Genomic DNA, 12038 nt, shown 5'->3' on the forward strand with positions numbered 1-12038 from the left:
ACCGCAGCCGACCAACGGTCGGCTCTACCCGATGGGTTGCCATGGGAACGAACGGTAGCGGGTGACCTGCAGCGCCAGTCCGATCGCCGCGAAGCGGGCCTGCAGTTCGGCGCTTGCCGCGCGGTCGACGTTGCGGGCCACTGCCAGCGGCAGTGCACGCACCTGCGCCAGCGCCTCGCCCACCGATAGCGCCTTTACCTCGGCCACCAGGCTGGCCGCCGCTTTGCGCTGCGCCGGCTCAACCGTCTCCAACGTCAGGTCGAAGGCGGCATACAACCCGGGCGACAGCCCCTGCCGATCCGCTTCCTCGCGGTCACGCGGTGCTGGCTCACCGTGGTCGAGGAACGTGTCGTGCTGGCTGTAGTAATCCAGCGCCTGCGCATAGTCGTCCAGCCCGGACAGGGGACGGGACAGCTTCTGCACGTCCAGAATGCTCGCAACGGTGATCGCCTCCAGATAGAGCCACAGCCGTGGTGAAGTGGTGATCGGGGGCTCGGGTTCGCCATCGCCGTCGTTGGTGGCGTCGTCACCGCGCCTGGTCTGCGGATGGAACCCGACCGATGCGGCATCCCCCTCCTGGGCCCAGACCCAGCCATAGGTCTTCCACACGGCATCGTCGTCGTTGCAGGCCACGATCAGGTCAAGCAAACCGCGCAGATCCAACAGGTCAGTCATGGCGCCATGTTGCCATCGATGACGCGCGACAGCGGCAGCGCCGCGTCATCCGGCTGCGGCTGCGGCTGTGGCTGTGGCTGTGGCTGTGGCTGCGGCCGCAACCACAGCGCCACGCCCACCCCGAGCAGCGCGAACACCGCCGCGCCGTACTGCGCGTTGACCAGGCCCTGCAGCGCTTCCGGGCTGGTGCCGGCCGCACCGGCGCCGCGGCCGGCGTTGGCCAGCATCACCAGCACCGCCAGGCCCAGCGCGCCGCCGATCTGCTGTGCGGTGGCGGCCATGCCCGAGGCCACGCCCTGTTGCGCGGCCGGCACACCCTGCCCGGCCACGATCCACATCGCCGTCCAGGTCATGCCTTGGCCGATGCTCAGCACCACGATGCCCGGCAGCAGTGCCCAGTATGTGGCCCCGAACGGCAGCGCAATCGCCACCGCGGTGATGCCGACCGCACCGGCGGCCATGCCCAGCGCCAGCACCTGCCGCGGCGAGCGCCGGATGAGCATGCGTTCGGTGATCTTGATGCCGAAGGTGCACACCAGCGTGGGCGGCAGGAAGGCCAGGCCGGCCTGCAGCGCGCTCCAGCCGTAGCCGTCCTGGAAATACAGCGCCAGGAAGTAGTACTGCACGCCGAAGCTGCTCATGAACAACAAGGTCAGCAGCATCGCCGCACGCAGGCTGCGCAGGCGCAGCAGCGCGAACTGCATCAGCGGGTCGCGGCTGCGCTGTTCGATCTGCACGAAGGCGACCAGCAGCAGCGCCGACACCACCAGGCACCCCAGCGTGCGCGGTGCCAGCCAGCCCCACTCCGGGCCCTGCACCAGGGTGGTGACCAGCAGGCTGCCGCCCAGGGTGACGGTGAAGCAGCCGGCCAGGTCGAACGAGCGCCCCACCTGCGGTGCGGGGTCGCGCGGCAGCCACCAGCCGCCCAGCAGTGCGCAGGCACTGGCGAAGGGCACGATCACCAGCAGCACCGAGGACCAGCCGAAGCTCTGGGTGAGCACGCCGCCCAGCAGCGTGCCCAGCGCCAGCCCGCCCGCACTGGCCATCGACCAGATCGCCAGCGCGCGGTTGCGCGGCGCGCCTTCGGCGTACAGCGTGTTGATCAGCGCCAGCGTGGCCGGGAACAGCAACGCCGCACCGATGCCCTGCACCGCGCGCGCGCCGATCAGCAGCCAGGCGCTGGTGCTGAAACCACCGACCAGCGAGGCCAGCGCGAACAGCCCCATGCCCAGCCGGTAGATGCGGCGCCGACCGAGCAGGTCGGCCGCGCGCCCACCCAGCAGCAGGCAGCCGCCGAACGCCACCGTGTAGCCGCTGACGATCCACTGCAGCTGCTGCGCGTTGATCTGCAGCTGCACGCCCATCTCATGCAAGGCGACGAAGATGATGGTGGCGTCCAGCGCGATGATCAGCTGGGCCATGGCCAACAGGGTCAACGCCAGCCGGGGCGGGAAGGAATGCGGGGAGTGGGTCATGCCGGTCGGTGCGTGGGGAAGGCGGGCAGTCTCATTGATGACGCCACACAAAGAAACCCGGATACTTCGATTTCTGTCATGCATTTTTGCATCAATCGGAGCCCGCCATGGATCTCAATGCCGTGCGCATGCTGGTGCAGGTTGCCGACGCCCGCAGTTTCACCGTGGCCGCCGGCCAGCTCGGCATCAGCCAGTCGGGGTTGTCGCGGGCGATCAGCCGGCTGGAAGGCACCCTGGGCGTGCGCCTGCTCCACCGCAACACCCGCAACGTCAGCCTGACCCCGGACGGTCGCCAGTTCGTGGACCACTGCGCCCCGCTGCTGTCCGGGCTGGACGACGCCGAGCGCCGGCTCGGGGACCGGCCCTGCACGCCGTCGGGCGTGCTGAAGCTGACCGCGCCGTCGATGTTCGGGCGCAAGGTGCTGGTGCCCCTGGCCGGGCAGTTGATGGCAGCGCACCCGCAGCTGCAGTTCGAGCTGGTGCTCAACGACCGGCTGGTGGATCTGGTCGAGGAAGGCTTCGATGCCGCCCTGCGCACCGGGCCGATCAGCGACGTGCGGATGGTGGCGCGGCCGCTGCGGCCGTTGCATTGGGTCACCGTGGCCTCGCCGGACTACCTGGCCCAGCACGGTGCACCGGCCAGCGTGGATGCCCTGCACGACCACACCTGCCTGGCGGTGCGCAACCTGCGCAGCGGGCGACTGGTGGACTGGCAGTTCCGCGAAGACGACCGCCTGCGTGAATTCACCCCACCGGCGCGGATGGTGTTCGACAGCGGCGACCCGCTGGTGGAAGGCGCGCTGGCCGGGGTGGGCATCGTGCAGGTGATGGATTTCGCGGTGGCCGACGCGCTCGCCGCAGGGCGGCTGCAACGCGTGCTGCAGCCGTTCGAAGGCCGCAGCCGTGCGTTGTCGCTGGTGTACCCGCCATCGCGGCAGGCCTCACCGAAGATGAAGGTATTGGCCGACGCATTGTTGGCCGGCCATTGGTAGGTGCCGACCGTTGGTCGGCACGCGTCGATTCAACCGGCGAAACGATCCGTGGCGCGCACCAGGGCGTCCACGTTTTCCGCTTCGAACGCCGAATGGCCCGACGCCGGGCTGATTTCCAGCGTCGATTTCGGCCAGGCCTTGTGCAGTTCCCACGCGTTCTGCAACGGGCACACCACGTCGTAGCGGCCATGCACGATCACGCCGGGGATGTCGGCGATGCGGTGCACGTCGCGCAGCAGCTGCTCTTCCACGTCGAAGAAACCACCGTTGACGAAGTAGTGGTTCTCGATGCGCGCAAACGCCAGCGCGAACTGCGCGTCCTGGTGGCTGTCCACGAAGTCCGCGTCCACATGCAGGAAGCTGGTGGCCCCTTCCCAAACGCTCCACGCCTTGGCGGCGGCCAGGCGGGTAGCCTCGTCATCGCTGGTGAGGCGGCGGTGGAAGGCCGAGATCAGGTCGTGGCGCTCCACGTCCGGGATCGGCTTGAGGTAGTGCTCCCATGCATCCGGGAACAGGCGGTTGGCGCCTTCCTGGTAGAACCATTCCAGCTCCCAGCGACGCAGCATGAAGATGCCGCGCAGCACCAGTTCGGTCACGCGCTGCGGATGGGTTTCCGCGTACGCCAGCGCCAGGGTCGACCCCCAGCTGCCGCCGAACACCTGCCAGCGCTCCACCTTCAGGTGCTCGCGCAGTTTCTCGATGTCGGCCACCAGGTCCCAGGTGGTGTTGTCCACCAGGTCGGCATGCGGGGTGGAACGCCCGGCACCGCGCTGGTCGAACAGGATGATCCGGTACTTGGCCGGGTCGTGGAACTGGCGCATTTTTTCACTGCAGCCGCCACCGGGGCCACCGTGCAGCATCACCACCGGCTTGCCGTCGGGGTTGCCGCACTGTTCGAAATACAGCGTGTGGCGATCGTCGACCTTCAGCGTGCCGACGTCGTAAGGGGTGATGGCGGGATACAGCGTACGCATGACAGAACTCCGTTGTTGGGCACAGGCGCGGACGAGCGGGTTCACCACTCGCGCGGGCTGGTCAGATCATCAACATCCACATCGAATCCGTAGCTGCGCGCGATCAGCTCGAAATCGGCGCCGATGTTCTCGCGGGCAGCGGTTTCCAGCTCGCTGTCCTGCGCTTCGAACGCTTCGCCGAGCACATTGAACTCCAGCGTGGCGGCATGGGTGAGCGCCATCAGCGCGGCACCGTCGGCCGGGCGTTCGCGTTCGATGCGTTCGCACAGGCGCAGCAGGATCTGCTGGCCCTGGGCCACCAGTGCCGGCGGGAAGTACGCATCCTCGACCATGTCGGCGAGGAACGCGTGGGACTGCAGCTGCGCGTGGGAAACAGAGGGGCTGGCAGTGGTCATGGCGCTTCCTTTCAAGTGGACCGCCATTCTACCCGCGCGATGTTTCAGGCAGCGTCAGCGCACGCCCGGCAGACAGCCGCGCGTCACCCGGTCGCGTTGTTCCAGGTCGCGCTCGGTGTGCACCTGGTCGAAACCGGCGTGTTCAAACAGCGCGCGGATCGCCGCGCCCTGGTCCCAGCCGTGTTCGATCAGCAGCCAGCCACCGGGCAGCAGGTGCGCGCCGGCGCCGGCGACGATCAGGCGGATGTCGTCCAGGCCGTCGATGCCGGAGGCCAGCGCCGTGGCCGGCTCGTGGCGCAGGTCGCCCTGTTGCAGGTGCGGGTCGTTGCTGGCTATGTACGGCGGGTTGCTCGCAATCAGATCGAAGCGCATGCCCTGCAGCGGCGCGAACCAGGCGCCCTGCACGAACCGAACGCGCGCCAGCCCGTTGCGCGCCGCATTGCCACGCGCCACGTCCAAGGCGGCGGCGCTGAGATCGGTGGCGGTCACGTCGGCCTGCGGGCGCTCGCTGGTCAGCGCCAGCGCGATCGCCCCGCTGCCGGTGCCCAGGTCGGCCACGGCCAGCGCGGTGCCGGCCGGCAGGCGCGCCAGCGCCAGTTCCACCAGCAGCTCGGTTTCTGGCCGCGGGATCAGGGTGGCCGGGCTCACCGCCAGGTCCAGCGTCCAGAACCCCCGATGGCCCAGCAGGTAGGCCACCGGTTCGCCGGCCACGCGCCGGGCCAGCAACGCGTGAAACGCCGCCACATCGCCCGCCTCGACCGGGTCGGTGGCGTGCGCGAACAGCCAGCTGCGCGGCTTGCCCAGGACATGCAACAGCAACAGCTCGGCTTCATGCCGGCCCTCCACCCCGGGCAGGGCCGTGGCGGCATCGGCAAGCAGCTGGCGCAGGTCACGGGGAGCGGCGGTCATCGGGCAGGTCGGGCAATGGGCGGGGGCGCAGTGTAGTGCACCGGGCCAGGACCCCAGGACGGCCGAAGACCGGCCGTGGCCGCGCCCCGGCATTGATTACGGCAATGCATGAACCAATATGTGGTTGAGCGGATCTATCGCCGATACGCGGCGAGCGCGGGTCTGCCAGTCGATTCCGTTCAGCCAACCGCGCGCAGGAATAAGGAACGGCTATTGCGCCGATTACCCCCATTCAGCCCGAATGTCATTGCGCTGCAACGCTTTCGGGCGAAACAGGGTGTGACATTCATCGCACGATCAGCCCATATTGATAGTCTGTGACTATCGTATAGATGCAATCAATGGATTGTCCTTATGGGAACGGAGCCGCTAACCTGTGTTGGTCGCTTCACCCACCCCCTTCACCAAGAGGAACATCAATGTCGCTCATCAATACGCAGATCAAGCCGTTCGAAGCCAACGCCTACCAGAACGGCGAGTTCATCAAGGTTTCCGACAGCACCCTGAAGGGCCAGTGGTCCGTGCTGATCTTCATGCCGGCCGCGTTCACCTTCAACTGCCCGACCGAGATTGAAGACGCCGCCGACCATTACGCCGAGTTCCAGAAGGCCGGTGCCGAGGTGTACATCGTCACCACCGACACCCACTTCTCGCACAAGGTGTGGCACGAAACCTCGCCGGCCGTCGGCAAGGCCCAGTTCCCGCTGGTCGGCGACCCGACCCACCAGCTGACCCGCGCCTTCGGCGTGCACATTGAAGAAGAAGGCCTGGCCCTGCGCGGCACCTTCATCATCAACCCGGAAGGCGTGATCAAGACCCTGGAGATCCACTCCAACGAGATCGCCCGTGACGTTTCCGAGACCCTGCGCAAGCTGAAGGCTGCCCAGTTCACCGCCGCCAACCCGAACCAGGTGTGCCCGGCCAAGTGGAAGGAAGGCGAAAAGACCCTGACCCCGTCGCTGGACCTGGTCGGCAAGATCTAAGTCGTTTCCCATCCCCATTCCCGCTCGACGGGAATGGGGGTGAACCCAAGCCGGTGCGCACGCGCCGGTTTGGGTTCACCCCCATGTCGCGCAGATGCACCCCCGGGGTTCGTCGACGCCGTCTGCTTGCCTGAATCAAGGAGTTTTTCGATGTTGGATGCCAACCTCCAGTCCCAGCTGAAGACCTACCTGGAACGTGTCACCCGCCCGATCCAGATCACGGCGCATGCGGATGACGGCGCCAAGTCGCAGGAGATGCTGGAGCTGCTGAACACGCTGGTCGCGCTGTCGGACAAGATCACCCTGGACGTGCGCCGCGACAGCAGCGAGCGCACCCCGTCGTTCGCGCTGACCACCCCGGGCCAGGACATCCACCTGGCGTTCGCCGGGCTGCCGATGGGCCACGAGTTCACCTCGTTGGTGCTGGCCCTGCTGCAGGTGGGTGGTCATCCGTCCAAGGCCACCGCCGAGTTGATCGAGCAGGTGCAGGGGCTGGAAGGCGAGCTCAAGTTCGAAACCTACTTCTCGCTGTCCTGCCAGAACTGCCCGGACGTGGTGCAGGCGCTGAACCTGGCCGCGGTGCTCAACCCGCGCATCCAGCACGTGGCGATCGACGGCGGCCTGTTCCCGGCCGAGGTCGAGGCGCGCCAGATCATGTCGGTGCCCACCGTGTACCTCAATGGCGAAATGTTCGACCAGGGCCGCATGACCCTGGAGCAGATCGTGGCCAAGCTGGACACCGGTTCGGCCAAACGCGACGCCGAGAAGATCGCCGCCAAAGCACCCTTCGACGTGCTGGTGATCGGCGGCGGTCCGGCCGGTGCCGCCGCGGCGATCTATGCCGCGCGCAAGGGCATCCGCACCGGCGTGGCGGCCGAGCGTTTCGGCGGCCAGGTGCTGGACACCATGGCGATCGAGAACTTCATTTCGGTCAAGGAAACCGAGGGCCCGAAGCTGGCCACCGCGCTGGAACAGCACGTGCGCGAGTACGAGGTGGACATCATGAACCTGCAGCGCGGCACGGTGCTGACGCCGGCCGGCGATGACGGCCTGGTGGGGATCACGCTGGAGAACGGGGCGGTGTTGAAGTCGCGCACGGTGATCCTGTCCACCGGTGCGCGCTGGCGCCAGATGAACGTGCCCGGCGAAGACCAGTACCGCAACAAGGGCGTGGCGTACTGCCCGCATTGCGATGGCCCGCTGTTCAAGGGCAAGCGCGTGGCGGTGGTGGGCGGCGGCAACTCGGGCGTGGAAGCGGCGATCGATCTGGCCGGCCTGGTGTCGCATGTGACCCTTCTGGAATTTGATGACAAACTCCGGGCCGATGAAGTGTTGCAGAAGAAACTGCGCAGCCTGGGCAACGTCACCATCATCACCAGCGCCCTCACCCAGGAAGTGCTGGGCGATGGCCAGAAGGTGACCGGGCTGGTCTACAAGGACCGCGTCGGTGGCGATGCGCACCGGATCGAACTCGAAGGCATCTTCGTGCAGATCGGGTTGCTGCCCAACACCGAGTGGTTGAAGGGGTCGGTGGCGTTGTCGCCGCGTGGCGAGATCGTGATCGACGACCGTGGCCAGACCAGCGTGCCCGGCGTGTTCGCGGCAGGCGATTGCACTACCGTTCCGTACAAGCAGATCATCATCGCGATGGGCGCCGGTTCGACCGCCGCACTGAGTGCTTTTGATCACCTGATCCGCACATCCGTTCCCAAGAGCAGCGGCGCTGTCGCCGAAGCTGCCTGAAACGTCAGGGTCCCGGTTCGCCGGGACCCACCTGCTGGGTAAGCCACGCCGTCACCCGGTCCATTACCGCTTAGAGGTCCAAGGAAATGAACCTACGTGATCTGAAATACCTGGTGGCGCTGGCCGACCACCGGCACTTCGGCCGCGCCGCGGCGGCGTGCTTCGTCAGCCAGCCCACCCTGTCCACCCAGATCCGCAAGCTGGAGGACGAACTGGGCCTGCCCCTGGTCGAGCGTGCTCCACGCAAAGTGATGCTGACCCCCGCCGGGGTCGAAGCGGCGGCGCGTGCGCGCACCATCGTGGCCGAGGTCGAGCAGCTGAAAGAAGCCGCACGGCGCAGCCGCGATCCCGAAGCCGGGACGGTGCGGCTGGGCATTTTCCCCACGCTGGGCCCGTACCTGCTGCCGCACGTGATTCCCAACATCCGCGAACGCTTCCCGCAGCTGGAGCTGCTGCTGGTGGAAGAAAAGAGCGACGAACTGCTGGCGCGGCTGCGCGAAGGCAAGCTGGATGCCGCGTTGCTGGCGCTGCCGCTGGACGACGACCAGCTGCACGCCGAATTCCTGTTCGAAGAACCGTTCCTGTTGGCCGTCTCCGGGCAGCACCCGCTGGCGCGCCGGCACCACCTGGACGTGCAGGAGCTGTCCACCCAGAAGCTGCTGCTGCTGGAAGACGGGCACTGCCTGCGCGACCAGGCGCTGGCGGTGTGCCGGCTGTTCGGCGCCAATGAGAAGTCCGAGTTCCGCGCCACCAGCCTGGAGACGCTGCGCCAGATGGTTGCGGCCGACGTGGGCATCACGCTGTTGCCGACCTTGTCGGTGAAGCCGCCGGTGCCGCGTTCGGAAAACATCCGCCTGCTCGATTTCCAAGGCGATGACCGGCCCAGCCGCCGCATCGCGATGGCATGGCGGCGCAGTTCGGCGATGACCGGTTTCCTGCAGCAGCTGGCGCAGCAGTTCAAACGCCTGCCGCAGGAGCTGTTCACCCTGGACAACGCCGATTCCGGCGTGCCCCTGACAGCGCGCGGCAACGCCTGACAGGCCGGCTGAACCGGCTGCATCGGTCCCTGCGCCGCACGGGTCGCATCCGTCTTCGATAGGCAGCACAATAGAACCCAGGCGGCGCCAGCAGGCGCCGCCTTTTGCATGGGCCATCATTACTCGCAAGGAGCTTTACATGTCCACTTCCAGCGGACTTCCCCCGTCGATCATCGTTTCCAGCCACGACATGGATCGTCTGGACGCCATGCTTGAATCCCCCGCCGTCAGCCAGACCCCGGCCGCCGTGGCACTGGCCAAGGAGCTCAACCGTGCCACGGTGGTGGCGCCGGACCAGATTCCCGACGGCACCGTCATGATGCATTCGCGCGTGGAATGCGAAGATGAGCTGCAGAACGAAAAGCACGTGCTGACGCTGGTCTATCCGCGCGAAGCCGATGTTGAACAGGGCAAGGTGTCCATCCTTGCGCCGGTGGGCACCGCCCTGCTGGGCCTGTCGGTCGGCCAGACCATGGATTGGGACGCCCCGGGTGGCCGCAAACTGCGCCTGCGCGTGACTGCCGTCCACAACCAGCCCCACGCCTGACCTTCCTGCCGCCGCGCAGGTTCCCGTTTTCGTACCAGGAGTCGCAATGAACACCGTTTCTCCGTCCAAGCTCAGCCAGCTGCGTGATCTGTCCGTCGTGGTAGCCGATACCGGCGACTATGAGGCGATCAAGCGCCTGAAGCCGGTCGACTGCACGACCAACCCGACCCTGGTGAAGAAAGCGCTGGACCTGCCGGTGTATGCGGACCTGATCGAGCGCGAACTGGCCTGGGGCCGCGAGCAGGCCGGCGAGCGCGAGACCATCGTGCACGCCGTGGCCGACCGCCTGACGGTGGGCGTGGGCACGCTGTTGAGTTCGCTGGTGCCGGGCCGGGTGTCCACCGAGGTGGACGCCGACCAGGCCCACGACACCGCCGCGACGGTGGCCAAGGCGCGCCAGTTCATTGCCATGTACGCCGCCGCCGGCGTGCCGCGCAGCAAGGTGCTGATCAAGATCGCAGCGACATGGGCGGGCGTGGAGGCGGCGCGGGTGCTGCAGGCCGAGGGTATCGACTGCAACCTGACGCTGATCTTCAACCCGACCCAGGCGCTGGCCTGCAGTGAAGCCGGCGCGTTCCTGATTTCGCCGTTCGTCGGTCGCATCCTGGACTGGTACGTGGCCAACGGCCAGGCCCCGGCCGACATCGATGCCGACCCGGGCGTGGTGTTCGTGCGCGGGGTGTACGCCGAGTTCAAGCGCCGCGGTTCGCCGACGGTGGTGATGGGCGCATCGTTCCGTTCGACCGCGCAGATCGAGGCGCTGGCCGGTTGCGATCGGCTCACCATTTCGCCGGACCTGCTGGAGAAGCTGGACGCCGACCACGGTGCGCTGCCGCGCAAGCTGGTGGCCGGTGCAGCCGAGCCGGTGCAGGTGGCGGCGATCGACGCGGCCCGCTTTGCAGCCGATCTGGCCGCCGATCCGATGGCTACCGAGAAGCTGGCCACCGGTATCGACGCGTTCGCCAAGGACCTGGAAGCGCTGCGCCAGACGATCCGCGAGCGCCTGTAAGCGCGCCGGTTCGTGGACGACAAAAGGCCCCGCACTGCGGGGCCTTTTGGTTTCTCAACCCTCAACAACCGGGGTAGAGCCGACCGTTGGTCGGCTGCTCCCACGTCACTGCAACGGCAGCCGACCAACGGTCGGCTCTACCGCATCGCTCACGCATCCACACCAATCGGGCAACTCACCCCCGTACCCCCGATGCCGCAGTACCCGTTCGGGTTCTTGGCCAGGTACTGCTGGTGATAGTCCTCGGCGTAGAAGTACGTCGGCGCCGGGAACACGATCTCGGTGGTGATCGCGCCCAAGCCGGCATCCTCCAGACGCTGCTGGTACGCGTCGCGGCTGGCGAGGGCCGCATCGAACTGGGCCTGGCTGGTGGCGTGGATGGCCGAGCGGTACTGGGTGCCGGTGTCGTTGCCCTGGCGCATGCCCTGGGTGGGGTCATGGTTCTCCCAGAACACCTGCAGCACCTGGCCCAGCGAGATGATGGCCGGGTCGAACACCACCTCCACGATCTCGGTGTGCCCGGTCATGCCGGAACAGACCTCTTCGTAGGTCGGGTTCGGGGTGGAACCGCCGGCATAGCCCACCGAGGTGGCGTACACGCCCGGCAGCGTCCAGAACTTGCGCTCGGCGCCCCAGAAACAGCCCATCGCCACGCGGATACGCTGCAGGCCGGCGAAACCGTCCTTGAGCGGGTGGCTGTTGACGTAATGCTGGTTGTGCAGCGGCAGCGGCTGGTCCCGGCCGGGCAGCGCCTCGTCCGGGCGCGGCAGGCGCTGCTTGAACGCACCGATGCCCAACAGGCCCTTGGCAATTCCCAACATGGCGGTCTCCTAGGCCGGCAACAGGCCGGCGCTTTCGTCACCGTCGAATATGGGGTCGTCCGGGGCGCCACCCAAGTCGAGCCCGGCCACGATGCCCTCGGCCTCGGGGCGGGCCAGGTCCGGCACGCACACCCGCAGCACCCCGAACAGCGGCAGCTCGCCCATCCCGCCCAGCAATGACTCGCCGAACACGAACGCGGGGATCCCCGCATCCTCCAGCGCATGCTTGACCAGATGGGCGTCAAACAGGTTGTCGGCCTGGTAGATCACGTGCATGGGCGGGCTCCGGCGGGTATGGCCCCAGCATACCCCCGGGGGCTGAAGGCATGCCGACCCACGCGCTTCCCCTGCCGGAACGGTGTGGGGAAACGCTCGGCATCGCCAACTGCGCATGGGTAGTGCCGGCCGCTGGCCGGCTCTGCACTGGGTAGTGCCGGCCGCTGGCCGGCTCTGCACTGGGTAGTGCCGGCCGCTGGCC

At 67.4% G+C, this 12038-nt stretch carries 13 protein-coding genes; 6 read left to right on the forward strand and 7 right to left on the reverse strand.

Translation table 11 applies throughout. The features are described from left to right. Positions 1 to 24: 24 nt before the first annotated feature. The gene (locus tag DX03_RS16105; RefSeq protein WP_038690379.1) at positions 25 to 675 is read right to left on the reverse strand and encodes a hypothetical protein; all 651 of its coding nucleotides are present in this window, start codon (positions 673 to 675) and stop codon (positions 25 to 27) included. Further along, a complete protein-coding gene (locus tag DX03_RS16110) occupies positions 672 to 2150 on the reverse strand; it encodes an MFS transporter (RefSeq protein WP_244880135.1) in 1479 nt (492 codons plus the stop codon). The genes DX03_RS16105 and DX03_RS16110 overlap by 4 nt, the downstream gene beginning before the upstream one ends. A 107-nt stretch (positions 2151 to 2257) precedes the next feature. Here DX03_RS16110 and DX03_RS16115 point away from each other — a divergent pair, with 107 nt between their 5' ends. Beyond that, positions 2258 to 3142 carry a LysR family transcriptional regulator gene (locus tag DX03_RS16115; protein WP_038690381.1) on the forward strand — a complete coding sequence of 295 codons (885 nt, stop codon included), beginning with the start codon at positions 2258 to 2260 and terminating at the stop codon, positions 3140 to 3142. A 29-nt stretch (positions 3143 to 3171) separates the two neighbouring features. Here DX03_RS16115 and pip read toward each other — a convergent pair whose 3' ends face one another. From pip to prmC, 3 genes are read right to left on the reverse strand one after another with little or no spacing between them, the layout of a single operon-like run. Next, positions 3172 to 4116, reverse strand: a complete 945-nt coding sequence (gene pip, locus DX03_RS16120; RefSeq protein ID WP_038690383.1) for a prolyl aminopeptidase — start codon at positions 4114 to 4116, stop codon at positions 3172 to 3174. Positions 4117 to 4157: 41 nt separating this feature from the next. Beyond that, positions 4158 to 4511: a DUF5713 family protein gene (locus tag DX03_RS16125; RefSeq protein WP_038690384.1), complete on the reverse strand. Its 354-nt coding sequence runs from the start codon at positions 4509 to 4511 to the stop codon at positions 4158 to 4160. Positions 4512 to 4565: 54 nt separating this feature from the next. Beyond that, positions 4566 to 5420 carry a peptide chain release factor N(5)-glutamine methyltransferase gene (gene prmC / locus DX03_RS16130; protein WP_038690386.1) on the reverse strand — a complete coding sequence of 285 codons (855 nt, stop codon included), beginning with the start codon at positions 5418 to 5420 and terminating at the stop codon, positions 4566 to 4568. Between the two features lie 419 nt (positions 5421 to 5839). On the opposite strand from prmC, the gene ahpC reads away from it, so the two are divergent. From ahpC to DX03_RS16155, 5 genes are all read left to right on the forward strand, one after another. Further along, positions 5840 to 6403, forward strand: coding sequence for an alkyl hydroperoxide reductase subunit C (gene ahpC, locus DX03_RS16135; protein WP_038690387.1), 564 nt, complete (start codon positions 5840 to 5842; stop codon positions 6401 to 6403). 150 nt (positions 6404 to 6553) lie between these two features. Continuing rightward, positions 6554 to 8146, forward strand: coding sequence for an alkyl hydroperoxide reductase subunit F (gene ahpF / locus DX03_RS16140; protein WP_038690389.1), 1593 nt, complete (start codon positions 6554 to 6556; stop codon positions 8144 to 8146). Between the two features lie 86 nt (positions 8147 to 8232). Beyond that, entirely contained in the window at positions 8233 to 9183 is a 951-nt protein-coding gene (gene oxyR / locus DX03_RS16145; protein ID WP_038690391.1) for a DNA-binding transcriptional regulator OxyR, read from the forward strand. 139 nt (positions 9184 to 9322) lie between these two features. After that, the gene (gene rnk / locus DX03_RS16150) at positions 9323 to 9730 is read left to right on the forward strand and encodes a nucleoside diphosphate kinase regulator (protein WP_038690393.1); all 408 of its coding nucleotides are present in this window, start codon (positions 9323 to 9325) and stop codon (positions 9728 to 9730) included. Between the two features lie 46 nt (positions 9731 to 9776). After that, entirely contained in the window at positions 9777 to 10739 is a 963-nt protein-coding gene (locus tag DX03_RS16155) for a transaldolase (protein WP_038690395.1), read from the forward strand. A 149-nt stretch (positions 10740 to 10888) separates the two neighbouring features. Here the strand turns inward: DX03_RS16155 and msrA are convergent, their stop codons facing one another. Both msrA and DX03_RS16165 read right to left on the reverse strand, forming a co-directional pair. After that, a complete protein-coding gene (msrA, locus tag DX03_RS16160) occupies positions 10889 to 11539 on the reverse strand; it encodes a peptide-methionine (S)-S-oxide reductase MsrA (RefSeq protein ID WP_038692475.1) in 651 nt (216 codons plus the stop codon). 30 nt (positions 11540 to 11569) lie between these two features. After that, complete coding sequence (locus tag DX03_RS16165; RefSeq protein ID WP_038690397.1) at positions 11570 to 11836, reverse strand: putative signal transducing protein; 267 nt, start codon at positions 11834 to 11836, stop codon at positions 11570 to 11572. Positions 11837 to 12038: the final 202 nt, after the last annotated feature.

Source organism: Stenotrophomonas rhizophila (assembly GCF_000661955.1).
Taxonomy (GTDB): Bacteria; Pseudomonadota; Gammaproteobacteria; order Xanthomonadales; family Xanthomonadaceae; genus Stenotrophomonas; species Stenotrophomonas rhizophila.

Coding starts and splice junctions, on each gene's coding strand:
- DX03_RS16105 (WP_038690379.1), bottom strand. CDS start 675: ATGACTGACCTGTTGGATCTGCGCGGTTTGCTTGACCTGATCGTGGCC.
- DX03_RS16110 (WP_244880135.1), bottom strand. CDS start 2,150: ATGACCCACTCCCCGCATTCCTTCCCGCCCCGGCTGGCGTTGACCCTG.
- DX03_RS16115 (WP_038690381.1), top strand. CDS start 2,258: ATGGATCTCAATGCCGTGCGCATGCTGGTGCAGGTTGCCGACGCCCGC.
- pip (WP_038690383.1), bottom strand. CDS start 4,116: ATGCGTACGCTGTATCCCGCCATCACCCCTTACGACGTCGGCACGCTG.
- DX03_RS16125 (WP_038690384.1), bottom strand. CDS start 4,511: ATGACCACTGCCAGCCCCTCTGTTTCCCACGCGCAGCTGCAGTCCCAC.
- prmC (WP_038690386.1), bottom strand. CDS start 5,420: ATGACCGCCGCTCCCCGTGACCTGCGCCAGCTGCTTGCCGATGCCGCC.
- ahpC (WP_038690387.1), top strand. CDS start 5,840: ATGTCGCTCATCAATACGCAGATCAAGCCGTTCGAAGCCAACGCCTAC.
- ahpF (WP_038690389.1), top strand. CDS start 6,554: ATGTTGGATGCCAACCTCCAGTCCCAGCTGAAGACCTACCTGGAACGT.
- oxyR (WP_038690391.1), top strand. CDS start 8,233: ATGAACCTACGTGATCTGAAATACCTGGTGGCGCTGGCCGACCACCGG.
- rnk (WP_038690393.1), top strand. CDS start 9,323: ATGTCCACTTCCAGCGGACTTCCCCCGTCGATCATCGTTTCCAGCCAC.
- DX03_RS16155 (WP_038690395.1), top strand. CDS start 9,777: ATGAACACCGTTTCTCCGTCCAAGCTCAGCCAGCTGCGTGATCTGTCC.
- DX03_RS16165 (WP_038690397.1), bottom strand. CDS start 11,836: ATGCACGTGATCTACCAGGCCGACAACCTGTTTGACGCCCATCTGGTC.